Origin of the sequence: Flavisolibacter ginsenosidimutans, assembly GCF_007970805.1 — a bacterium.
GTDB lineage: Bacteria > Bacteroidota > Bacteroidia > Chitinophagales > Chitinophagaceae > Flavisolibacter > Flavisolibacter ginsenosidimutans.
This window is the reverse complement of sequence record NZ_CP042433.1, coordinates 2,231,501-2,252,863: the sequence shown is the minus strand read 5'-3', so window position 1 is coordinate 2,252,863 and position 21,363 is coordinate 2,231,501. Positions and strand designations below refer to the sequence as shown.

Sequence of the window (21,363 nt, the reverse complement as noted above, 5' to 3'; positions counted from 1 at the left end):
CTCAGCCTTACCAAAACAAACGAGTCATGGAAAAAATAGTAAGCCTCTTAAACGATTTAATCCGCATTAACCACGACAGGGTGGTGGGTTATGAAAAAGCTGTGGAAGAATTAAAAGACGGCGATGCCGATCTTAAAACCTTGTTTCAGCGGTACATTACGGAAAGCCGTCAATATGCCCAGGAGCTGACGCAGGAAGTGAGCCGGCTTGGCGCCGATGCGGCTGATGGAACAACCAATTCCGGAAAAATTTATCGTGTGTGGATGGACCTTAAATCGGCCATTACCGGCAAGGACCGCAAAACTATTTTGGACAATTGTGAGTTTGGCGAAGACGCGGCACAAAAGGCCTACGACCTTGCATTGAACGCCGATGTAGATTGGGAACCCTCACTGCGCGACCTCATTGTGCGACAAAAAGCAACGCTAAAGACCGGTCACGATGAAGTAAAGCGTCTGCGTGATTTGCAGGCCGCTCATAAATAATAGAACTGCCAAAAACAGGCCGGCAACGGGCAGTTTGGCTGCCCGTTGTTTCCTTTTGTAGAAAACTCTACTCACCGTAAAGAGAAGAGAAGTAGATTTGTTGCCTGTAATTTTTTGGCAGGCTATTTTCTGCTTACACTCCACACCGTTTGACCCTTGTGAAGACGCAGCCGGTACCCTTTAAACCATTTTAACCCGGAGAATATGCTCACCATTAAACCCTTCCATACCAGCGCCTGTTTCGACGCCTGGATTAATTGCGAAAGCCTGCTTACCGATCTTCAATCCATCAAGAAATACCTTTCAAAGCAAGTTGTAAAAGTGGTGGATGAATGTGCCTACATCTGCATGGGTACTTTTCATGCGCTGAAAACCGGTTCTGTCAACAGCCGCAACATGGCTTTGTTGTGCGTGGGCATTTGCGAAGAATGCGCCGAGGTTTGCGAACGTCTGCAGGGAGCCTCCTTTGCACAATGCGCCAAAGTATGCCGCGAATGTGCCAACCGCATGAGCGACTTTACACTGGCCGCTTAAAACCGCGAAACACTAACGGCCGCCTGATGAACCCCCGGTTGCATTTTCATCTTTTGTCTTCCTCATCCGTCATCCGCATTTTTGTACTTTCACCGCCTCAACGAAAGCGCTTCGATGAAGACCCTTAAACTTGCCTGGCGTATTTTAAAACGAACCGGTGAAAATTTTTCTGAAGACAACTGCATGAAGCTGGCGGCTTCGCTCAGCTATTATACCATTTTCGCGGTAGCGCCTTTGCTCATCATCATCATCTCTATCGTGGGCAGCATTTTTGGCCGTGCTGCGGTGGAAGGGCGGGTTTACGACGAAATAAAAATGCTGGTGGGCAGTGCGCCGGCGCTGCAAATCCAAGAGGTCATCATCAACGTAGAAAAATCACACAATACATTCATCGGCGCCATCATCGGCATCGTGATTTTGTTTGTGGGCGCCACGGGTATTTTTACCGAGATACAAGGTTCTATCAATTTTATTTGGTCGGTAAAAGCCAAACCAAAAAAAAGCTGGCTGAAATACTTAATCAACCGGGCTTTGTCGTTTGTGTTGGTACTGACGCTGGGTTTTTTATTGGTTGTTACACTTATTTCAAGCGCTTTGTTCTCCTTGTTGGGTGATAAGCTCACGACAAAGTTTCCACACGTAACCGTTTACCTTCTTACCACGTTGAACATAGTGCTTTTGCTTATAACCATTACAGGTTTGTTCATGGTCATTTACAAAGTACTCCCCGATGCTGTAATTTCCTGGCGGGATGCCCTCGTGGGTTCTGTATTTACAGCCATCCTTTTTTTAGCGGGCAAATACATCATTGGGATTTACCTGTCGAGGTCAAGGTTGGGCATAACCTATGGCACAGCGGCTTCTGTGGTCATCATCCTTACATGGGTTTATTACTCATCGGTGATCCTTTATTTTGGCGCAGAGTTTACCCGGGCCTTCGCCCTCGAAAGCGGCCACGGCATTCGTCCAAAACCTACCGCCGTGTTCATCATTAAACGCGAATCAAAAGAAATTCCGCCTTCGCGAATTGACGTCTGAGCGGCTCTCAATGCCCGGCTGGCTGTTGTTTTGATTGTTTGATGCCTGGAGAACTGTAAAGCGGAGTCGCATAAATGGCACAGAATTTTAGCCCTGTTGGATAGTTGTGCGCAAACTTTTCCGCTTAAAGAAAAACCCTTTTTATGACAAATCTGCGACATCCGAATTTCATTCTTGGGCTGGTGGCCATCTTTGTTCTGGTTCTTTCCATTGGCTTTCGAAACAACCGCGATAATAACACCGGCGACGTGTTGATCATCATTTCGGCCGTTCTCATGACCGTTAGCTGGATCTGGAGCATTTTTGAGGTACAAAAGACCGATACGCTTGAGGGAGGACAGAAAGTTGTATGGCTTATTGCGGTAATTGCCATTCCTTTTGTTGGCGGCATGCTTTACCATTGGCTGCACAGCAAACGCAACACGATTGTGGATTAGGATCGGGAACCAGGTATTCGCATCAGCAAGGCTTATGCGCTTGCCGGAAACGTAATGGTAAACGTTGTTCCTCCTTTCATTACCGATGTAACGTCAATCGTTGCTTTGTGCGATTGAAGAATATTTAACGTAGCCGCCAAACCCAGTCCCATGCCGTTTCTCTTGGAGGTAAAATAAGGCTCAAACAGCCGTGAAAGATTTTCTTCCGGAATGCCGCAGCCGTTGTCTTTGATTGTCACCACGTGTTCGCCGCGGCCCTTTTCAATACTAATACTTAAAGTTCCCTTGCCGGCTTCCATCGCTTCTATGGCGTTAATAACGATGTTTAAAAAAGCAATGCGCAGCTTTTCCTTGTTGGCCATTACGTAACAAGGTACCGGCGTATAGCGAACATCCATATTGATGTGTTGCAGCGTGATGCGGTCAAGCGCTTCGGCCACCGCTTCGTCCATGATGGCCTGCAAAGGATATTTTTCAAACGTAAGTTCCGTAGGCCGGGCCGTGTCCAACAATTCGGTGATAATGTCGCCGATACGCTTGCTGTTGCGCTGGATGATGTCGAGAAACAACCCTGTTTCCTCTTGTTCGTTTGCGCTGTGCGCCAGTTGTTCTACCGACATGTTAATGTTGTTAAGGGGGTTTCGTACCTCGTGTGCCAGTGTTCGAACGAGGCGGCCCGTTGCGCCGAGTTTTTCTACCATCAGATTGGCTTTCTCGGCGCGGCGTAAATTGGTAATGTCGTGCAACAGTCCTTGAAAATAAGTACCCTCTCTGTCGGCGGTTTCTGTTGCCGAAAAGACGCAGGTCTTGCGTTCGCCGTCTTTTGTCACCAGTTCAATTTCAAGATCAGCGGCATGTCCTTCGGTTTCCATGAAGCTTTGCAAAAGTTGCTTGTCCTTTACGTCATCTATGAGATCGTACACCGCAACTTGCGCCAGTTCTTCTTTTGTGTAACCCAACATACTTGAGGTGGCGGGATTGCAGTCTTTAAACCGGAGATTCTTATCGGCAATAAATACCGCATCTTTTGAAAGCTCAAACATGCTGCGGTACTTTGTTTCGTTGGCCCGCAAGGCTTTTAAATAGGCTGTACGTTCCAGCGAATAGCGAATGCAGCGTTCAAGCTTTTCGGTGTTCAATTCAGTCTTGATAAGATAATCGGTTGCGCCCATTTGCATCGCTTCCACATCTACGGTTTTGTTGCCTTTGCCGGTGAGAAGAACAATGGGTTCTTCGGCACCGATGCGTATCGCTTCGCGCAAAAAATCAAGGCCGGTTTTGGCGCCGAGGCGGTAGTCGACAAAATAAATATCGTAGGCCCTTTTTTGCAGCCGCTCTACGGCGTCGCTAAATTTATAGCTCCAGTCTATTTGGAGTTTATACTCCTGGATGCCTTTTAAATACTCTGAAGTGATGAAGAAATCATCTTCGTCATCATCAATGATCAGCATACGAACCAAGGGAGGAGAAACGAGCATGAGGGAAACTGTTTTCTTGTAATGCGCAATGGGCAATAAGCAATTTGCAAATGCTTATTGCCCATTGCCTGTTGCCGATTGTTTATTGGTTATTAAATTCCTGGTATTGCTTCATTTTGTTGTAAAGCGTTTTGCGGTCTATGTTCAGCAATTTGGCCGCTTTACTTTTGTTGAAGTTTACCTTTTTGAGGGCTTTTAAAATCATTTCGTACTCTGCGTCAATGCTGGCGCCTTTGAGCGTGGTTTCGGAGAGCGAACGTTGCGGTTCTTCTTCTTCCATTGCCGCAGCAGGTGCGGCCGGCGTAGACGGCAGGTAGGAACTTGTAACGGTTTCTATCTGCGGGCCTTTGTCAAACTGAAGCTTGTTGAAGTTTGAAATTTCAAAAGGAAGGGCCGTGGGTTCAATTTCTTCACCGTCGGTTAAAAGCGTTGCACGTTTGATTACATTTTTCAATTCGCGCAGGTTGCCGTACCAAACATAGTTGCGGAAAATATTTTCTACTTCAGGGCTTAAGCGTTTTACGTTCTTGCCTAACTCCTGGTTGGTTTGCTGAAGGAAGAAATTGGCGAACAACAACACGTCATCGGGTCGTTGGCGCAGCGGCGGAATGTCAATGCTGAATTCGTTGAAGCGGTGATAAAGGTCTTCGCGGAATTTGCCTTTTCGCACCGCATCCCAAAGCCTTTCGTTAGATGCGATGATGATGCGGACGTCGAGTTCAATATCTTTCAATCCACCCACGCGGCGCATTTTTCTTTCCTGCACCACGCGAAGCAACGAAACCTGGATGTCGTAAGAAAGATTGGCGATTTCATCGAGGAATATGGTGCCGCCGTTCGCCATTTCAAAGCTTCCCGTCTTTTGATTTAATGCGCCTGTAAAGGAACCTTTCTCGTGGCCGAATAACTCGGAGCCGGCCAATTCTTTTGAAAGGGCGCCGCAGTCAATGGCCACAAACGGTTTGTTTTTGCGTTTGCTGCGTTTGTGTATCTCTTGTGCAATGGCTTCTTTGCCGCTGCCGCTTTCGCCGTGAATGATAACGGTGTAATTCGTCGGCGCCACCAAATCTATTTGTTGCAGCAACTGTTTAAACACGGTTGAATCGCCGAAAATATATTCTCCCGAAACGGTTATGTTGGGTGCTTTTTCTTTTGTTTCAGACGCAACGGTTGCCGTGCCTTGCTTCGGTACGTTAATGCCCGCAGGACGTTCCTGTCGCACGGGTTCGCGTTCTTGCGCCGGTGCTTCCAGGGCTTTCTTTATCGTTACCAATATTTCGTCGGGGAAGAGCGGCTTGGTAATGTAATCAAAGGCGCCCATCTTCATCACTTCCACGGCAATCTTGATGTCGCTGTAACCGGTCATGATGATGACGGGCAGGTGGTAGTAACGTTCTTTAATTTTTGCCAATAAGGTGTTGCCGTCCATGTCTTCCAAACGGAAGTCGCACATCACCAGGGCGGGTTCGTTTTCTTCCAGGTATTCCAATGCCTTTTTACCGCTGTAGGCCTCGGCTACGTCGTAATTGTGGCGGGTTAAAAAGCGTTTCAGCAGCAAGCAGATGTCACGGTCATCGTCAATGATCAAAATGGTTTGCATGTATTAATCAGTGTATTTTTAAAAATGTGAAATTAGTGGTTTTATGCCCACAAGCCGCGAACGTGCGAAACGGGAATTTGCAGTTGCTCACGGTATTTGGCAACGGTTCTTCGCGCAACGGAAAAGCCGCGTTGGGAAAGAATTTTTACCAGTTGTTGATCCGTATAAGGATTGTGTTTGTCCTCGCTTTGAATGACTTCGGCAATGGCCGATTGAATAACACGGTTGCTGATGACCTGTCCTTTTTCGTTGGCGATGCCTTCGGTGAAAAGATCTTTCAGCAATAGAAGCCCGAAGGGAGATTCTGCATACTTGTTGCAGGTTATGCGGCTCACGGTTGATATGTCCACACCCACCATCTCGGCTACGTTTTTCAAGATCATCGGTTTTAGCAAATTGATGTCGCCGGTCATGAAATAATCGTATTGCAATTGCACCATTGACTTCATGATCTTCATCATCGTGCCTTCGCGTTGCTGCACGGCGTGGATAAACCATTGCGCGGACTGCAATTTGTTTTTAATGTATTGCATGGCCGATTTATCGGTGGTCATCTTTGCGTTATTTTCGGCCATCTCGCGCCAGGATGAATTAATGCAAAGGCTTTCCGAACGCTGGCGATACAACTGTACTTCGATGCTCTCACCGTTGCGGGTAATGATGAAATCAGGAAGAATGTTTTGATTGGTGTTTACGCCTTCCTGCAATTCGCAAACAGGCCGCATCTTCAGCGAAGCGATCAAGGTAAGAACGATCTTTAGTTCTTCTTCATCTATCTTAAGATGGGCTTTGATCTTGTCCATGTTGCGGTGATGCAAATCGGTAAAGTGCTCTTCAAGCAATTTGATGGCGGTGCGTACATCGGGGCGTTTTGTATTGAGGCGGTGAAGCTGAATTAGCAGGCATTCTTTAATGCTGCGTGCGGCTATGCCGACGGGTTCGAGCGATTGGATTTTCTGCAAAGCATCCAAAAGGCTATCGGGTTCAATCCATTTGTTGTGTTTGAAAGAAATGTCCTCGGCAAGATCTTCAAGACTTTGCTCCATCAGCCCGCAGTCGTTGAGAGAGTCAATGATGAACTCGGCCAGTTCAATTTCAGCGGCATCTTCGCTTATGAGTTTAAATTGATCTTTAAGCGAAGAGCGGTAATCAAAGCTGTTAGTAATGGGCCGTTCGGGAAGTTTGTCGTTGTGCAAAAAGTTACCGTATTCGGCTTTGTAGTCGGGAATGTCATCGTACACAAATTCTTCCCAATCCTGATAGTCCTGCACGCTGTCCTTGTTGAATTTTTCAACGTCGGTTTCAAAATCATTTTTCTGGTCTTCGAGCAAGGGGTTGTCTTCAATTTCCTGCTGAATGCGTTGCTCAAGTTCGAGTGTGTTCAGGTGAAAAAAATTGAGCAATTGAATCTGCTGCGGTAATATTTTGAGCCGCTGCTTTTGAGCTAAATGTTGATTGATCATCTTGTGGAGATTTTGGCGCACTTATCCATAGGCAAGAGTGGCTCCAAAATGGGTACGGTTGTAAACTTATCTTTCTAAAAAATGAAAATCAGTGATTTAGCGAAAAGAAGTTTCTAAGCAGGCCGAACGATAACTGAGGTAAGAACAGCAGTCCCGGCTTTACGTGTGGAAGCAATTCTACGAAATCAGTTTGCGGCTACCTCTTTAAACAAAAAAAATCAATCCCGCTCCCGCAGAATTGATTCATTCATTGACGAACATTATTTTAAAACGTATCGAATTCTTTTGGCTTTGCCCTGTATTCAAAAAATGAGGGAATGGGATAGCATTGGCCGTGGGGTACGCAGGACGAAGGATCGGCAATGCGTTTTTCGGTTACGGGTTGCTTTTGCGTTCCGGGTTGTGTTGGCCGACTTACAGAAAGAGAGGCGAAGCTTTGATTGCTTTGTTGCCGGTTAACGTAAATAATCTTGGACATGAATGATAGCGATTTAGCGGTGCTGATGATACAGGAAAAAATGTACCAATAAAACTTCGGTTTACCGGCGAAATTCCTACAGGCAAGGGGTGTGGTTTAGTAGAATTATTTCCTCAAATACAAGCGTCCCGCTAAGGGCGGGACGCTGCTCTTCTAAACCTAAACCTCCAATGACAAATGTTTGTGCGGTCAAAAAATCTCCCGGTAATTTTTTACATCCTCCGATGCAATGACTACCGGGAGATAAAACAAATCCATTCTTCTGGCTAAGGGTTCTCCTGTCTGTTCATCCTAAACTTCGTCTACCGTGTTTTCGGCTTCCGCTGCGTGTGCGCCCGTTTGCGACGGCGCGTTCACTATTTTTTGACTGCTTTGTTCGTTCACAATTACTTTTTCGTCCATCCGGCTGTCGGATGGATTGCGTTCGGCAAGTGCATCGTCGCCGCCTTCCCGGCGCGGCGTTACATCGGGTCTTGTTTCAAAGGTTGACTGTGTGTTGTCTTCTTTGTTCCGGGGACCTTCGTTGTGGTTGTTCATAAAACATCAATTTGTGCGATTGAAAAATGTAAAAACCGTACCGGTTTTCATGCGTTCGGTGCGCTTCGTAAGTTTTCTTTGTCGCTTACACCGGCGGAGCGGCTTCAAACGATTCTTTCTTTTTCTTCATCAAAACTTTGCTGATGAATTTTGAAACCGTTTTGCCAACGGCTTTTCGTTGGTCTTCTGTAATAAGATGGGAAGCGTAGTTTTTTACCAGGTAAGGCACCATCACTTTTGCAACCCAACCCGCACGGCCAAGCAACATACGGCGCAGCACAACGTCCATTCCGAAATTCAGCCCGAAATTCAGAAGCGGGCCTTTGTCTTCGCGGCTGAATAAATTTTTCACCATTTTGGCACTCCGCTTAACGGGGTTCAGGCCTTCTTTAATGCTGGAAATGTCTTGCTTAACAAGTTCTTTGTAGGAATGCATTTGTGCGGTAAGCCGCTGCTCTTCCTGAAGCAAATCATCGTAAGTTTTAATCTTTCTTGTCATAAACGGCACTGATGATGGCGTTCCGAATCAGGGGAACAATAACTTTTTTGCGCAGGGCAAAAATCAATACAATGAGGAGAAGAAAAAGACCGGCAACGCATAAAAAACCAAGAGCGGGACTGTTGAGTAAACTACCGAGCCACCAGGCAAGCGCCGTAAACAGAAAGGCCAGAAAAAAAATGCCGAGCAAAACCGCCGCGATGCCGATAACGGCTCCCGCAACGGCGTTACTGGCGCCCTTCGTAGCCTTGGCTTTGGCTAATTGAACCGTGGTTTGCACGTACTCGCTGACGTGATCTTTTAATTGTGCGGTGTGGGCTTTTAAATCGTCCATCATGGTTGGTGGTTTAAAAAAGCAGCAGCGCTGCTACGCTGCTGCTGTCTTTTACATGTAGCTTTCTTTTACTTCCGCGGCCCGGCGCGAAGCGGTGGAAGCGGCTTTGTAGCCTTTTTTCTTCAGGTCGTCCACCTGCTCTTTTGCCGAAGAGAACAAGTCGCTTAAATGATCGGTCCAATCGCCTGCGGCGTCGGCAATTTTTCTACGGGTGGCTGTACCGCTGTCGGGTGCTAACAACAGGCCAACAACAACACCGGCAGCTGCGGCGCCTACCAATCCTAATACAAGTTTTGTTTTTGCACTCATATACGGGTGATTTTAAGATGAGCAATTATTTCCTGTTTCGTTTAAATAATCGTACCAACGAGAGCCTTTTCGCTGAATTCTGCGCAGACAAAAACAATTTACAAAAATCTGCACGAACGCCTATTTTTGGAAAGAATGCAGGGAAAGTTGACGGGCACGAATGAACAGTAGCGACGCAGGGCACAAACGGCCACCGGCTAATTATCCCCAATAAATCTTGGTATGATAATTAAGGAATTAAAGAATCGTTGACGAGCTATGACTACGCGGAAAAAGGTTTTGATTATTGATGACGAAGTGGACTTGTGTCTTCTGATGAAGACGTATTTCCTTCGCAAGAATTACGAAGTTTACATTGCACACACGCTGACCGACGGCATGTCGCGTTTGAGCAGTATGACTCCCGATTATCTTTTTATTGACTACAACCTCCCCGATGGATTGGGTTGGGATAAACTGCCGGAACTCTACCAGCGCTTCCCCGAAATACAGTACCATCTTATCAGTGCCTTTCGGCCCGCCATGCCGTCCGAACTTGACGGCGCCAAACTGACCATTTGGGAAAAGCCAATCAGCTTAAAGTCGTTGGATAATTTTTTCTAACCCGCAATTGAGGAGCGAGCAGCGAATCAACAACTTTCAATGTTTGAGTCAGCAACAGCGTCGTCGACAGCCGTTGGCTGATTTCTGATTGCCGATTGCCGGTTATATTTGCCCTCACAAAATTTTTCTACATGAATTTGCACGAATACCAGGCAAAAGAACTGCTGAAACAATACGGCGTCCCGGTTCAGGAAGGATTGGCCGCCAGCACGCCGCACGAAGCCGAAGAAGCCTATCGCCAAATTAAAACCACGTACGGAAGTCCATTTGCGGTGATTAAAGCGCAAATCCATGCGGGTGGCCGCGGCAAAGGAAAAATCCGCGAAACGGGTGTGAACGGTGTAAAAGTTGTAAAAAACCTAGACGAAGTAACGGACACCTCTTCAAAAATCCTGGGCGGCACCTTGGTGACGATCCAAACCGGTGAAGCCGGAAAACTGGTGAACAAAATTTTACTGGCGCAAGACATGTATTACGATGGCCCGACGGAACGAAAAGAATTTTATCTCTCAATTCTGCTCGACCGCGCCAAAGGACAAAACGTAATTATGTACAGCACCGAAGGAGGAATGGACATTGAAGAAGTGGCCCACAAAACTCCCGAAAAAATTTTTAAAGAATGGGTTTTCCCCGGTGGCGGTCTGCAAGGTTACCAGGCAAGAAAAATTGCTTTCAACTTTGGACTCAAGGGCGATGCCTTTAAAAACATGGTGAAGTTTGTTACCAACTTGTACAATGCTTACGTGGGACTGGATTGCGCAATGCTTGAAATAAATCCCTTGTTTAAAGCGGCCGATGATAAGATTGTAGCGGTGGACTGCAAAATGAATTTGGATGACAATGCTTTGATGCGTCATCCCGATCTTGCCAACTTGCGTGACGTAAGCGAGGAAGACCCAACCGAAGTAGAAGCGGGCAAATACAATTTAAATTTTGTAAAGCTTGACGGCAACGTGGGTTGCATGGTGAACGGCGCAGGTCTTGCCATGGCCACGATGGACATGATTAAATTAAGCGGCGGCGAACCCGCTAACTTTTTGGACGTAGGCGGCACGGCTAATGCGCAAACGGTGGAAGCCGGCTTCCGCATCATCATGAAAGACCCAAAAGTAAAAGCCATTCTCATCAATATTTTTGGCGGCATTGTGCGTTGCGACCGCGTGGCGCAAGGCGTGATTGATGCCTACAAGAACATGGGCAACATCAACATTCCCATCATTGTTCGCTTGCAGGGAACAAACGCTGAAGAAGCCAAAAAGTTGATTGACGAAAGCGGCCTCAAAGTGCAATCGGCCATTCAGTTGAGCGAAGCCGCTGAACTGGTGAACAAAGCGCTTGCGGCTTAATCAATTTTTCTTTTCAATATTAAAAAGACGCAAATCATTTGCGTCTTTTTTTATTTGGTAACCCAACTTGCGTAGGTTCGGAAAAAAGAAAACCACTTTAATCGTAAACAACCCAACCTTATCATCTTAATAGATGAAGGTCGGTGGAGAGATCAAAAACCTTATTGCTTTATTTTTCGCTTGGAAAGCCTGCAGCATAAGGAAATAAGGTTGGCTTCTTTTAAGTGTCAACGTCTGCTTCTAAGGTTATAAGGTTTGTCTTCTCGCAGCAATTGGTACTTTCTCGTCTGCATAATGTGAGTGAAATACGAAAGAGAAAACGTCTGCTTAACGCTTTCTTTTTTGTTTTCCTGTATTTATGAGAAAGGCTTTGCCTTCGGTTAAGTCTCCGGCCAATTGGCCGATGGTTTTTTCTTCAAACAATCGAATCAGTTGCTCTTTAATGGGTTTGTATTGGACGTGCATGGGGCAGGGCTTTCTTTCGGTACAATCTTTCAAACCCAATACACACTCAGTAAAAATTTTATTCTCGCCAATCACTTCCAACACGGTGCGCACAGAAAGGTTTCTTGCTTCTTCCGCAATATAAAAACCACCGTTCACGCCGCGCACCGAAGAAATAATACGGTTGTCTTTTGTAAGCAGTTGAAGAATCTTGGCGGTAAACGAGGGTGGCGCATCAATGGACCGGGCAATCTGCTCAATACCCAGCTTTTTTTGCACACTGCTTTTTTGTGCGATAAAAATGGCGGCACGTAGAGCGTATTCAGCGGTTTTCGAAAACATGCGATGGAGTTAACAAACGGCACAAAGTAACAAAACCATTAAGCCGTGACTGCAATTTTTTTGAAAAAGAGCATGACGAAAATCATCCGGCCTAATTAAAGACATAATTATCTTTAATTAGAAATTTTGTTTTATTTGCCCTCGATTAAACAGTATTTCATCACCGTCTTTGCAGTCACCCACCTCTTGCCGCGAAATCATTTTTTGCAAAGACAATTACCAAGTTTATCCGGTATGATCCAACAAGCCTTGCACCACAAGTTTGAAAAATTTACAGCACCCGCCGAATTAAAGAGAGCCGGTTTGTATCCTTATTTCAGACCGATAGAAGAGAACAGAGATACAGAAGTCATCATTCAGGGAAAGCGATTGTTGATGTTTGGCTCCAACAGTTACATGGGCCTTACCAATCATCCCAAAATAAAAGAAGCCGCCTGCAAAGCCATTGCGCAATACGGCAGCAGTTGTTCGGGGTCGCGTTTTTTAAACGGCACTTCCCAGCTGCACGTTGAGCTGGAAGAAAGGCTGGCTCATTTTGTAGGAAAGGAGTCTGCCTTAATATTCACCACAGGTTTTCAAACCAATCTGGGAACCGTGTCGTCGCTCGTTGGCCGGCACGGTGTGATCATCCTCGATGAACTTGATCATGCTTCTATCATTGAAGGCAGCCGGCTTTCGTTTGCAAGGGTGCTCAAGTTTGCGCACAACGACATGGATGATCTGGAAAGCATCTTAAAATCCCTGCCCAAAGAGCAAATCAAAATGATTGTGGTGGACGGTATCTTCAGCATGGAAGGTGACGTTTGCCCGCTACCGGAGATTGTACAATTGGCCAATCATTACAAAGCCCTGGTGATGGTGGATGACGCACACGCACTTGGCGTGATTGGCGAAAACGGCAGCGGTACGGCCAGCCATTTTGGATTGACCGATGAGGTGGACATTATCATGAGCACCTTCAGCAAATCGCTGGCATCGGTGGGCGGTTTCGTGGCATCTACCAAAGAGGTAATTGATTATTTAAAACACAATTCGCGTCCGCTTATTTTCAGCGCCAGCATTCCGCCGTCGGCGGCGGCGGCCGCGTTAGCCGCTTTAGAAATTATAGAACAGGAGCCCGAACGCCTGGATGCTCTTTGGCGTAATACACGCTATTTGGCAAAAGCCGTAAGAAGTCTTGGCTTTGATACCAACGAAGCGGAAACGCCCATTATCCCCCTCTACATTCGCGACAATCATCTGACCTTTCATTTCACGCAACGCCTGTTTGAAGAAGGCGTGTTTGTAAATCCCGTAGTATCGCCGGCGGTGCCAGGTGATTCATCGCTCGTACGCATGTCGGTAATGGCCACGCATACGCTGAACCAATTGGATGAAGCGATTGAAAAGATTGAAAAGGTGGCAACAGAACTTGGTGTATTTGTAGAAAGAAACGAAGGCAAAATTGTATGAGTATCGTTGTAAAAGAGGTGAAAGATAAAAAAGCGTTCAGGGACTTTCTGGCCTTGCCTTATCGTTTGTACAAAGGTCATCCGCATTTCGTTCCGCCTTTACACTTCGACGAGAAAGTCACGTTGCGTAAAGATAAAAACCCGGCCTTTGATTATTGCGAAGCCCGCTATTGGCTGGCGTACAAAGACAACAAGGTCGTAGGCCGCATTGCCGGCATTGTTAACAACGCCTACATCGAAAAATGGAAGGCAAAGCACATTCGTTTTGGCTGGATAGATTTTGAGGAAGACGAAAACATTGCAAAGTCATTAATTGAAAAAGTAGAAGAGTGGGGAAGAGAACTCGGCATGGAAGCCGTTCACGGCCCGTTGGGCTTTACCGATTTGGACCACGAAGGAATGCTGGTGGAAGGCTTTGACGAAGCCGGAACACTGGCAACGGTTTACAATCATCCATACTATCCAAAATTTTTGGAACGGGCCGGTTACCGCAAGCACACCGATTGGGTGGAATACAAAATAAAGCTGCCGGAGCAGATGGACGAGAAGCTGGAAAAGATGGCGGCAGTTGTGCAGCGGAGACTGGGCCTGAATGTGGTTCAATTTCGCAAGGCAAAAGAACTGCTGCCTTATGCAAAAGACATCTTTGCGCTCATCAACAGCGCTTATTCAAATTTGTACGGCGTGGTGCCGCTCACCGAAAGACAGGTGCGGTATTACACCAAACAATATTTTTCCTTCATTCGACCCGATTTTGTTTCGCTGATTACCGACAAAGAAGGACAACTCGCCGCCTTTGGCATTACAATGCCTTCGCTGTCGGAGGCTTTGCAGAAGTCGGGAGGAAAGTTGTTTCCCTTTGGTTTTGTGCATTTATTAAAAGCCTTGCACAAAAGCAAGGTGGCTGATTTGTTGTTGGTGGCCGTGCGCAACGATCTGCAGGGCAAAGGCGTGAACGCTGTGTTGATGTGCGAAACCCTGCGGTCGTATTTGAAAAGCGGCGTGCGGTACGTGGAAACGAATCACCAATTAGAAGACAACAAAAAAGTGCAGGCCATGTGGGAGCATTTTGATGCGCGGCAGCACAAGCGCCGTCGTTGTTACATCAAATACTTGTAACGCTGTTTGATGCTTTGGTTCACTAAATTTTATTTTCGAAAGCCATGAAGAAAAAAATTTTAATCACCGGGGCAAGCGGTTTTATCGGAAGCTTTCTGGTAGAAGAGGCCTTGCGAAAAGGATACGAGGTGTATGCCGGCGTTCGGCACAGCAGCAGCCGCGAGTTTTTGCAGCAAAAAGAGCTTCGGTTTTTTGAACTCGATTTTTCTTCGCCGCAAAAGCTAAAAAATCAGTTGAGCGAGTTTCGGCAAAACGAAGGCGGCTTTGCTTACATCGTTCACAACGCCGGCATCACGCAGGCAAAAAAGCTGGAAGATTTTTATACCGTCAATTATGGTTTCACAAAAAATCTCGCCGACGCGGCAATTGCTTCGGCACAACCGCTCGAAAAATTTGTGCTGATTAGTTCATTGGCTTCGTACGGGCCGGGCAATGCGGAACACATGCGTCCCATTGACGTAAAGGACGATTTCAAACCGCTTTCGGCTTACGGAAAGAGCAAGGCAAAAGCAACGGAATACGTTCATTCGCTGCCCGGTCTTCCGCATCTTGTTGTTTATCCCACCGGCGTGTACGGGCCGCGGGACAAAGGCTTTTTTCAGTTCATCAAACTGGTGAACAAAGGCTTGGAGCCTTATGTGGGACGACACAGGCAGTCGCTGTCGCTGGTGTACGTTAAAGATTTGGCAAGAGCCGTGATTGGTTTAACGGCTTCGGAGCATGTAAACCAATCTTACCTTGTTTCCGACGGCAAGGCTTACGACAAAGAGCAAATCGGCATCGAAGCAAGGCGCACCCTCAAACGCAAAACGCTAAAAATAAAATTACCGCTGCCGCTTGTGCGCACAGCGGTGAAAGGCATGGACGGCATGTACAAAATTTTTTTGAATCGCCTTCCCTTCATCAACCGCGAAAAACTGATTGAGATCACCAGCGCCAACTGGCTTTGCAACAGCGAGGCAGTGTGGACTGATTTGGCCGAAACGCCTGCTTACGATTTACAAAAGGGCATTGAAGAAACCATTGGCTGGTACAAAGAGCAAAAATGGTTGTGAGTGCAACGGAACTTTTTCTATCTCGCAGATACGAATAGTTCTGTAGCCCCACCCTTGCCGGATAAAAATTTTCCAATGAATGCGAACGAATTTCTTATGGAAGACAAGCCGTTGATTTATTCCTGTTCGGGATGTTCCAGCGCGGCGCAAATGGCCAACTACCTGGCCGTACAGATGGACCGGAAAGGCTTGGCAGAGATGTCGTGCATCGCCGGCGTGGGCGGCAACGTTAAAAAGCTGGTAAAGACGGCTGTATCGGGCCGGAAGATCATCGTGCTTGATGGCTGTCCGCTGGCCTGCGCAAAAGCCTGTTTGCAAAACCAGGGCGTACAACCCGACGTGCACGTTGAACTAACAAGTCTCGGCGTAAAAAAGAAACAGCACGAAGACTTTGACAAACAGCAAGCCGCAGAAATATTTAACCGGCTGCAAGAAGAAGTTGATTTGCTTCAACCTTCGGCAACGGCGTGTTCAGTTTAATTGCCGGATGCATTTGCCCTGCGTTCTCCGGGTATTCAAACGTTTTCAAGTGTAAACAAAAAAGGCCTCGCACTGGCGGGCCTTTTCCGGGTTCTTCAAAATTCCATAGGTTATTGCTTGGAGGCTGATGGCGTGATGGCTGCACCCGCTTTTACACCGGTGTACTGCCAACCTTTTACTTTGACTTTTTGTTTGTTGTTCGTTACTTTTTCCTTCACCACAGTGTTATCACTTGTGGTTTGAAAAGAAGCAGGGTTAACCTCGTCAAACGGACGGCCCAGAACAATGGTTACTTCTTTGGATGATGGATTGTAAAACAGGGTGCCTTCGGGTACGTTCTTTCCTTCGGCCGTTGTTTGCGCGGGAATCTTGTAAGTGGCGGGTGCTTTTTTCATCAGGGCTCTGAACTTGCCTTGCGACAGTCCTTCCACCCAAACAATGCCTTTGTTGGCCGAGTCAAGTGTGATGGTTACATTGGCCGTAGAAGCACCGGTTGGCGTATAGCTTCCCAAAACCGGGAAGGCGTGTTCGGGCCGCAAGTCTTCAGTCTTCAGTCCTTTCAGGGCTTCAGGATCGGCTATGTAAGCGGAGTTTATAGAGGTATCGGAGAGGGTAGCGGTAGTTGTCGTTGTCTGCGTGGTAACAGGTGTCGTCTGTTGCTTTTGTTGCGTAGAATCAGGCGTTGTTTGTGCATTGGCTGCAACGGCTGCAAAGAGAACAGCGGCTAAAGTGATTGTGTTTTTCATACGTTCTGCTTTTAGGTTTAGAAGCGGTTTGGCCCTACTTACTGAAAATTGTGCCAGAATGCGCAAATCCTTCTACGTTTTGAAATTTATTTCTGAAAGCCTAAAGTTTTTAGCAAAGAATTTCCCGGTCTTATCTTCGCTCACCTGATTGGAAAGCGAATGAAAAAAACAAACGGCACGCCCCTTAACGGCACGGAAGAGTTTATTGAAGTTTACGGCGCCAAGGAGCACAACCTGAAGAACGTTGACATTTCGATCCCCAAAAATAAACTGGTCGTTATAACGGGTATCTCCGGCAGCGGCAAATCTTCACTTGCCTTTGATACGATTTTTGCCGAAGGCCAGCGCCGTTATATGGAAACCTTTGGCGCTTATGCCCGCCAGTTCATTGGCGAGATGGAGCGTCCGGATGTGGACAAAATCACCGGACTTTCGCCCGTTATTTCCATCGAACAAAAGACCACCAACAAGAACCCGCGTTCCACCGTTGGAACGGTTACGGAGATTTATGATTTTCTACGGCTCCTGTTTGCCCGTGCCGGCGAAGCCTATTCGTATAACACGGGCAAACGCATGGTGCGCTGGAGCGAAGACGAAATTGTGAACAATATTTTCAAACGTTTTGACGGCCAGAAGATTACCCTCTTGGCGCCGCTTGTTCGCGGACGCAAAGGGCATTATCGCGAGTTGTTTGAAGAGGTGCGTAAGAAAGGTTTTTTGAAAGTAAGAGTTGACGGAGAGGTAAAAGACCTTGCGCCCAAAATGCAGGTTGACCGCTACAAGATTCACGACATTGAATTGGTGGTGGATCGTTTGAAAGTAGCAAAGTCAGAACGAACAAGAATAAGCCAGAGCGTGCAGCAAACCTTGAAACTTGGAAAAGATTTAATGTTTGTGGCAGCCCATCCCGATCTTCCCGGTGGGAAAGCCACCGATGCGCAGCCCTCGCCTAAACAAAAAACTGCAAGGAAAGCAGAGACGCTGAAAGGCGGAGAGTTGCAGCTTGGCGAAGCCTCTCCACCCGAAGGGTTTGGGGAGGCCGCTATTGCAACGTATTCAAGAGCCTTGATGTGTGAAGACACCGGCCTTTCTTACGAAGAACCCTCACCCAATTCTTTCTCCTTCAACTCGCCTTACGGTGCTTGTCCAACCTGCAAAGGCTTGGGGCAGGTTTATACCGTTGACATGAAAGCTATCATTCCTGATGATAGCTTAAGTATCAACGAAGGCGGCATTGCGCCGCTCGGCGGCGAACGCGAAGCCTATATTTTCCGGCAAGTGCAACAACTCTCTCGTAAAGAGAAATTCAGCCTTGATAAACCGGTAAAAGATTTATCACCGAAGGCACTGAACCTTGTTTTGTTTGGGAAAGAAGAAGCAATGGCAGAAGAAGAGGTAAAGTACGACGACGAAACAATCTCCGGTGAAGTTTACAGTGGCGAATTCGAAGGCGTTGTAAACCAGGTGAAGCGTTGGTTTGCCACTTCCACGTCCGAGGCTATTCAGCGCTGGGCCGAAGGTTTTATGCAGCTCACAACTTGTCCGACTTGCGATGGAACCCGTCTAAAAAAGGAAAGCCTTTGGTTTAAACTGGCTGAAAAAAATATTGCCGAATTGAGCAACATGGACCTTACGCAGTTGCGCGAATGGTTTGATGATATTGAAAAAAGATTGAGCGCAAAACAGAACATCATTGCCCGCGAAATCAACAAAGAAATTCGCGAACGTTTGCAATTTTTGTTGGACGTTGGATTGACCTATTTGACGTTGTACCGTCCAACAAGAACCTTAAGTGGTGGCGAATCGCAGCGCATTCGTTTGGCTACGCAAATTGGTTCGCAACTGCAAGGCATCACCTATGTATTGGATGAACCTTCGATTGGCTTGCACCAACGCGACAATCATCGTTTGATAACAGCGCTGCAAAACCTTCGGGACATCGGCAATTCCGTTTTGGTTGTTGAACACGACAAAGACATCATGCTTGCGGCCGATCACCTGATTGACGTTGGGCCTAAAGCTGGCTTTCACGGCGGCCGCATCATGGCGCAGGGCACGCCAAAGCATGTGTTGGAACAAGACACTTTAACCGCACACTTCTTAAACGGCGAAAGAGAAATAGCGGTTCCGAAAGAGCGACGCAAAGGCAACGGCAAGTGCGTTGAAATAAAAGGCGCCAGCGGCAACAATCTGAAGAACGTGAGTGTAAAATTTCCGTTGGGAAAACTGATTGTTGTAACAGGTGTAAGCGGCAGCGGAAAATCGACGTTGATTAACGAAACACTTTACCCGCTTCTCTCGGTGCATTGCTACAACAGCAAGATGACGCCCATGCCGTACAAGTCGGTGAAAGGTTTGGACGAGATTGACAAAGTGATTGAGATAGATCAATCGCCGATTGGCCGTACGCCGCGCAGCAACCCGGCAACTTACTGTGGTTTTTTTACCGAGATACGAACATTGTTTGCTTCCATTCCCGAAGCAAAAATTAGAGGGTACAACGCCGGACGTTTTTCGTTCAATGTAAAAAGCGGCCGTTGCGAAGTGTGCGAAGGCAGTGGTTTGCGCACCATCGAAATGAACTTCCTCCCCGATGTTTATGTGCACTGCGAAAAGTGCAACGGCAAACGTTACAACCGCGAAACACTGGAGATTCGGTATAAAGGAAAATCTATTGCCGATGTACTTGACATGACGGTGGAAGAAGCGGTTGAATTTTTCCAGGCCGTGCCTTTCATCTACCGCAAAATAAAAGTGCTTGAAGACGTTGGCTTGGGTTATATCACACTTGGTCAATCTGCGGTAACGCTGAGTGGCGGCGAAGCGCAACGTGTGAAACTGGCAACGGAACTCGCCAAACGCGATACCGGCAAAACCTTTTACATTCTTGACGAGCCTACAACGGGTTTGCACTTTGAAGACATTCATCACTTGCTTGAAGTGTTGAACAAGCTTGTTGACCGCGGCAACACGGTACTCGTGATTGAACACAACATGGACGTGATTAAAGTGGCGGATCACATCATTGATCTTGGTCCCGAAGGCGGCAACGGCGGCGGTAAAATTTTGTTTGAAGGAACGCCGGAAGATTTGCTGAAAGTGAAGGAAAGTTTTACCGGGCAGTTTTTGAAGGAGGAGTTGAAGTGAACTTAAGATGATTCGAATGAGACTTTACTCTTTTGTCGGAATGGCTTTATTATATAGTTCAAAACCACCTAAGCCGTAAATGTCTTTTTCTTTAAACTTCTTTTCCAAATTTTGGAAAACATCAGAACTCTTCGTTTTTGATACCCCTAAAATTTTCCTCGTAAACGGTTCATAAAATATAAGGAAGTTGTCAACTTCACCTATAATTGATGTGAGTCCAATGTTTCTTGATTTCGAGTTTTCGATATTTACGACTGCTTTTTCCCAATCAGTAATTAATTGATGATTGGGATTCTTATTGTCCTTTTTGATCTCCAACCGCAGGCGATATAAACTTGCAGTATGTTCTTGGGGTAAGACAACACCGTCGAAGAAGAAGCATTTTTCTTCTCTCATGATTTTTAAACAATCGGCTACGTAATCTTTATCAATGTTTAATTGACAAATTGTATCAAGCGTTTCAAATGTGAGAACTTTATTCATTTAGACTGTAGCATTCAACATTTAAAATAATCTTCTTAGTGAATATTATAAGTAACTCCTTCCAACGCCAGCTCCGTATTCGGAAACACTTCCTTTGTTTCCTGTAAAAATTGTTCAAGCGTTGCGTACTTCGAACTAAAGTGACCGATCAATAATTTCTTCACCATAGCTTTTCGCGCAATCAAAGCGGCTTGCTTGGTTGTGCTGTGAAAGCGTTCAACGGCTCGTTCACGCATATTGTCCAGGTAAGTTGTTTCGTGGTAGATGGCATCGGCGCCGTAAATGTGCGGAATGATGCTTTCGTCGTAACGCGTATCGGCGCAAAATGCGTATTTCTTGCCCTTTTCCGGATTGGCGGTTACGTCTTCATTCGGGATGCGCTTGCCTTTGGGTGTAATGTAATCAAGCCCCGCTTGCAGGCTGCTGTAAAACGAAACAGGAATCTCTTGCTTCTGCACTTTATCAATCAACAGTTTTCGCTTGCCTTCTTTTTCTTCAAACAGAAAACCGTAGCACTCGATGCGGTGGGTGGTGCGAAAACAGGAGATTTTTATTTTCTCGTTATCCACCAAAACCGCAGGCTCGGTTAATGTATGAAATTGCAAAGGGTAGGAGAGTATATTGTCCGCCACCTTCAGTTGTATCTCGATGATTTGTTGAAGCGGCGCCGGTGCGTATATGTGCATCTCTTGCTTGTGCGAAAGAAGCGAAAAGGTATTGATGAGACCAATCAACCCAAAGTAATGATCGCCGTGAAGGTGAGAAATAAAAATGTGCGTGATTTTTCCGCGGCGGATTTTGTACTTGATCATTTGTATCTGTGTTCCTTCGCCACAATCAACCAGATAATTGGTGCCGTCGTGGGATACCACCTGGCTTGTGGGATGACGATTGAACGCAGGAACAGCGGAGTTATTTCCAAGGATAGTGACCGATAGCATCGGGCAAATTTAGT

General features: G+C 46.6%; 23 protein-coding genes. 11 read left to right on the top strand and 12 right to left on the bottom strand.

Annotated features, from left to right (window positions below; all coding sequences use genetic code 11):
* The first annotated feature begins 26 nt into the window (after positions 1-26).
* The 4 genes from FSB75_RS09285 to FSB75_RS09270 all read left to right on the top strand — a co-directional run bounded on the left by FSB75_RS09285 (position 27) and on the right by FSB75_RS09270 (position 2,494).
* The gene (locus FSB75_RS09285) at positions 27-485 is read left to right on the top strand and encodes a ferritin-like domain-containing protein (protein ID WP_146786061.1); all 459 of its coding nucleotides are present in this window, start codon (positions 27-29) and stop codon (positions 483-485) included.
* Between the two features lie 204 nt (positions 486-689).
* Entirely contained in the window at positions 690-1,019 is a 330-nt protein-coding gene (locus FSB75_RS09280) for a hypothetical protein (protein ID WP_146786058.1), read from the top strand.
* 114 nt (positions 1,020-1,133) lie between these two features.
* Complete coding sequence (locus FSB75_RS09275) at positions 1,134-2,057, top strand: YihY/virulence factor BrkB family protein (protein ID WP_146786055.1); 924 nt, start codon at positions 1,134-1,136, stop codon at positions 2,055-2,057.
* 143 nt (positions 2,058-2,200) lie between these two features.
* Positions 2,201-2,494 carry a PLDc N-terminal domain-containing protein gene (locus tag FSB75_RS09270; RefSeq protein WP_146786052.1) on the top strand — a complete coding sequence of 98 codons (294 nt, stop codon included), beginning with the start codon at positions 2,201-2,203 and terminating at the stop codon, positions 2,492-2,494.
* A gap of 32 nt (positions 2,495-2,526) precedes the next feature.
* On the opposite strand, the gene FSB75_RS09265 is transcribed toward FSB75_RS09270, so the two are convergent.
* From FSB75_RS09265 to FSB75_RS09230, 8 genes are all read right to left on the bottom strand, one after another.
* Positions 2,527-3,972: a hybrid sensor histidine kinase/response regulator gene (locus tag FSB75_RS09265; RefSeq protein WP_146786048.1), complete on the bottom strand. Its 1,446-nt coding sequence runs from the start codon at positions 3,970-3,972 to the stop codon at positions 2,527-2,529.
* Between the two features lie 82 nt (positions 3,973-4,054).
* Complete coding sequence (locus FSB75_RS09260; protein ID WP_146786045.1) at positions 4,055-5,572, bottom strand: sigma-54-dependent transcriptional regulator; 1,518 nt, start codon at positions 5,570-5,572, stop codon at positions 4,055-4,057.
* Between the two features lie 41 nt (positions 5,573-5,613).
* A complete protein-coding gene (gene rpoN / locus FSB75_RS09255; RefSeq protein ID WP_146786042.1) occupies positions 5,614-7,035 on the bottom strand; it encodes an RNA polymerase factor sigma-54 in 1,422 nt (473 codons plus the stop codon).
* 265 nt (positions 7,036-7,300) lie between these two features.
* Positions 7,301-7,513, bottom strand: a complete 213-nt coding sequence (locus FSB75_RS09250) for a hypothetical protein (RefSeq protein WP_146786039.1) — start codon at positions 7,511-7,513, stop codon at positions 7,301-7,303.
* Between the two features lie 291 nt (positions 7,514-7,804).
* Entirely contained in the window at positions 7,805-8,050 is a 246-nt protein-coding gene (locus FSB75_RS09245) for a hypothetical protein (RefSeq protein WP_146786037.1), read from the bottom strand.
* Positions 8,051-8,135: 85 nt separating this feature from the next.
* The gene (locus FSB75_RS09240) at positions 8,136-8,549 is read right to left on the bottom strand and encodes a hypothetical protein (RefSeq protein ID WP_146786032.1); all 414 of its coding nucleotides are present in this window, start codon (positions 8,547-8,549) and stop codon (positions 8,136-8,138) included.
* Complete coding sequence (locus tag FSB75_RS09235; RefSeq protein WP_146786029.1) at positions 8,533-8,886, bottom strand: phage holin family protein; 354 nt, start codon at positions 8,884-8,886, stop codon at positions 8,533-8,535. Before FSB75_RS09235 ends, FSB75_RS09240 begins: the two co-directional genes overlap by 17 nt.
* Positions 8,887-8,934: 48 nt before the next feature.
* Positions 8,935-9,192, bottom strand: a complete 258-nt coding sequence (locus tag FSB75_RS09230; protein ID WP_146786025.1) for a YtxH domain-containing protein — start codon at positions 9,190-9,192, stop codon at positions 8,935-8,937.
* A 258-nt stretch (positions 9,193-9,450) separates the two neighbouring features.
* Between FSB75_RS09230 and FSB75_RS09225 the strand changes: the two genes are divergently transcribed.
* Both FSB75_RS09225 and sucC read left to right on the top strand, forming a co-directional pair.
* A complete protein-coding gene (locus FSB75_RS09225; RefSeq protein WP_146786023.1) occupies positions 9,451-9,795 on the top strand; it encodes a response regulator in 345 nt (114 codons plus the stop codon).
* A gap of 131 nt (positions 9,796-9,926) precedes the next feature.
* Positions 9,927-11,141, top strand: a complete 1,215-nt coding sequence (gene sucC / locus FSB75_RS09220) for an ADP-forming succinate--CoA ligase subunit beta (RefSeq protein WP_146786019.1) — start codon at positions 9,927-9,929, stop codon at positions 11,139-11,141.
* A 327-nt stretch (positions 11,142-11,468) separates the two neighbouring features.
* Here the strand turns inward: sucC and FSB75_RS09215 are convergent, their stop codons facing one another.
* Positions 11,469-11,927 carry an RrF2 family transcriptional regulator gene (locus FSB75_RS09215; protein ID WP_146786016.1) on the bottom strand — a complete coding sequence of 153 codons (459 nt, stop codon included), beginning with the start codon at positions 11,925-11,927 and terminating at the stop codon, positions 11,469-11,471.
* 234 nt (positions 11,928-12,161) lie between these two features.
* Between FSB75_RS09215 and spt the strand changes: the two genes are divergently transcribed.
* The 4 genes from spt to FSB75_RS09195 all read left to right on the top strand — a co-directional run bounded on the left by spt (position 12,162) and on the right by FSB75_RS09195 (position 16,032).
* The gene (gene spt / locus FSB75_RS09210; RefSeq protein WP_146786013.1) at positions 12,162-13,379 is read left to right on the top strand and encodes a serine palmitoyltransferase; all 1,218 of its coding nucleotides are present in this window, start codon (positions 12,162-12,164) and stop codon (positions 13,377-13,379) included.
* Positions 13,376-14,497 (top strand): hypothetical protein, encoded by a 1,122-nt coding sequence (locus FSB75_RS09205; protein ID WP_146786010.1) that lies wholly within the window; start codon positions 13,376-13,378, stop codon positions 14,495-14,497. The genes spt and FSB75_RS09205 overlap by 4 nt, the downstream gene beginning before the upstream one ends.
* Positions 14,498-14,541: 44 nt before the next feature.
* The gene (locus FSB75_RS09200; RefSeq protein WP_146786006.1) at positions 14,542-15,552 is read left to right on the top strand and encodes an NAD-dependent epimerase/dehydratase family protein; all 1,011 of its coding nucleotides are present in this window, start codon (positions 14,542-14,544) and stop codon (positions 15,550-15,552) included.
* Positions 15,553-15,627: 75 nt separating this feature from the next.
* A complete protein-coding gene (locus tag FSB75_RS09195) occupies positions 15,628-16,032 on the top strand; it encodes a putative zinc-binding protein (RefSeq protein WP_146786003.1) in 405 nt (134 codons plus the stop codon).
* Between the two features lie 110 nt (positions 16,033-16,142).
* On the opposite strand, the gene FSB75_RS09190 is transcribed toward FSB75_RS09195, so the two are convergent.
* On the bottom strand, positions 16,143-16,778 hold the full coding sequence (locus FSB75_RS09190; protein ID WP_146786000.1) for a hypothetical protein: 636 nt from the start codon (positions 16,776-16,778) through the stop codon (positions 16,143-16,145).
* Between the two features lie 159 nt (positions 16,779-16,937).
* On the opposite strand from FSB75_RS09190, the gene uvrA reads away from it, so the two are divergent.
* Positions 16,938-19,925, top strand: a complete 2,988-nt coding sequence (uvrA, locus tag FSB75_RS09185; protein ID WP_146785997.1) for an excinuclease ABC subunit UvrA — start codon at positions 16,938-16,940, stop codon at positions 19,923-19,925.
* Between the two features lie 24 nt (positions 19,926-19,949).
* On the opposite strand, the gene FSB75_RS09180 is transcribed toward uvrA, so the two are convergent.
* Together FSB75_RS09180 and FSB75_RS09175 are read right to left on the bottom strand one after the other, a co-directional pair.
* Positions 19,950-20,408: a hypothetical protein gene (locus tag FSB75_RS09180; RefSeq protein WP_146785994.1), complete on the bottom strand. Its 459-nt coding sequence runs from the start codon at positions 20,406-20,408 to the stop codon at positions 19,950-19,952.
* A 35-nt stretch (positions 20,409-20,443) separates the two neighbouring features.
* Positions 20,444-21,349, bottom strand: a complete 906-nt coding sequence (locus FSB75_RS09175; protein ID WP_146785991.1) for a ribonuclease Z — start codon at positions 21,347-21,349, stop codon at positions 20,444-20,446.
* Positions 21,350-21,363 lie beyond the last annotated feature (14 nt).

Coding starts and splice junctions, on each gene's coding strand:
- FSB75_RS09285 (WP_146786061.1), top strand. CDS start 27: ATGGAAAAAATAGTAAGCCTCTTAAACGATTTAATCCGCATTAACCAC.
- FSB75_RS09280 (WP_146786058.1), top strand. CDS start 690: ATGCTCACCATTAAACCCTTCCATACCAGCGCCTGTTTCGACGCCTGG.
- FSB75_RS09275 (WP_146786055.1), top strand. CDS start 1,134: ATGAAGACCCTTAAACTTGCCTGGCGTATTTTAAAACGAACCGGTGAA.
- FSB75_RS09270 (WP_146786052.1), top strand. CDS start 2,201: ATGACAAATCTGCGACATCCGAATTTCATTCTTGGGCTGGTGGCCATC.
- FSB75_RS09265 (WP_146786048.1), bottom strand. CDS start 3,972: ATGCTCGTTTCTCCTCCCTTGGTTCGTATGCTGATCATTGATGATGAC.
- FSB75_RS09260 (WP_146786045.1), bottom strand. CDS start 5,572: ATGCAAACCATTTTGATCATTGACGATGACCGTGACATCTGCTTGCTG.
- rpoN (WP_146786042.1), bottom strand. CDS start 7,035: ATGATCAATCAACATTTAGCTCAAAAGCAGCGGCTCAAAATATTACCG.
- FSB75_RS09250 (WP_146786039.1), bottom strand. CDS start 7,513: ATGTCCAAGATTATTTACGTTAACCGGCAACAAAGCAATCAAAGCTTC.
- FSB75_RS09245 (WP_146786037.1), bottom strand. CDS start 8,050: ATGAACAACCACAACGAAGGTCCCCGGAACAAAGAAGACAACACACAG.
- FSB75_RS09240 (WP_146786032.1), bottom strand. CDS start 8,549: ATGACAAGAAAGATTAAAACTTACGATGATTTGCTTCAGGAAGAGCAG.
- FSB75_RS09235 (WP_146786029.1), bottom strand. CDS start 8,886: ATGATGGACGATTTAAAAGCCCACACCGCACAATTAAAAGATCACGTC.
- FSB75_RS09230 (WP_146786025.1), bottom strand. CDS start 9,192: ATGAGTGCAAAAACAAAACTTGTATTAGGATTGGTAGGCGCCGCAGCT.
- FSB75_RS09225 (WP_146786023.1), top strand. CDS start 9,451: ATGACTACGCGGAAAAAGGTTTTGATTATTGATGACGAAGTGGACTTG.
- sucC (WP_146786019.1), top strand. CDS start 9,927: ATGAATTTGCACGAATACCAGGCAAAAGAACTGCTGAAACAATACGGC.
- FSB75_RS09215 (WP_146786016.1), bottom strand. CDS start 11,927: ATGTTTTCGAAAACCGCTGAATACGCTCTACGTGCCGCCATTTTTATC.
- spt (WP_146786013.1), top strand. CDS start 12,162: ATGATCCAACAAGCCTTGCACCACAAGTTTGAAAAATTTACAGCACCC.
- FSB75_RS09205 (WP_146786010.1), top strand. CDS start 13,376: ATGAGTATCGTTGTAAAAGAGGTGAAAGATAAAAAAGCGTTCAGGGAC.
- FSB75_RS09200 (WP_146786006.1), top strand. CDS start 14,542: ATGAAGAAAAAAATTTTAATCACCGGGGCAAGCGGTTTTATCGGAAGC.
- FSB75_RS09195 (WP_146786003.1), top strand. CDS start 15,628: ATGAATGCGAACGAATTTCTTATGGAAGACAAGCCGTTGATTTATTCC.
- FSB75_RS09190 (WP_146786000.1), bottom strand. CDS start 16,778: ATGAAAAACACAATCACTTTAGCCGCTGTTCTCTTTGCAGCCGTTGCA.
- uvrA (WP_146785997.1), top strand. CDS start 16,938: ATGAAAAAAACAAACGGCACGCCCCTTAACGGCACGGAAGAGTTTATT.
- FSB75_RS09180 (WP_146785994.1), bottom strand. CDS start 20,408: ATGAATAAAGTTCTCACATTTGAAACGCTTGATACAATTTGTCAATTA.
- FSB75_RS09175 (WP_146785991.1), bottom strand. CDS start 21,349: ATGCTATCGGTCACTATCCTTGGAAATAACTCCGCTGTTCCTGCGTTC.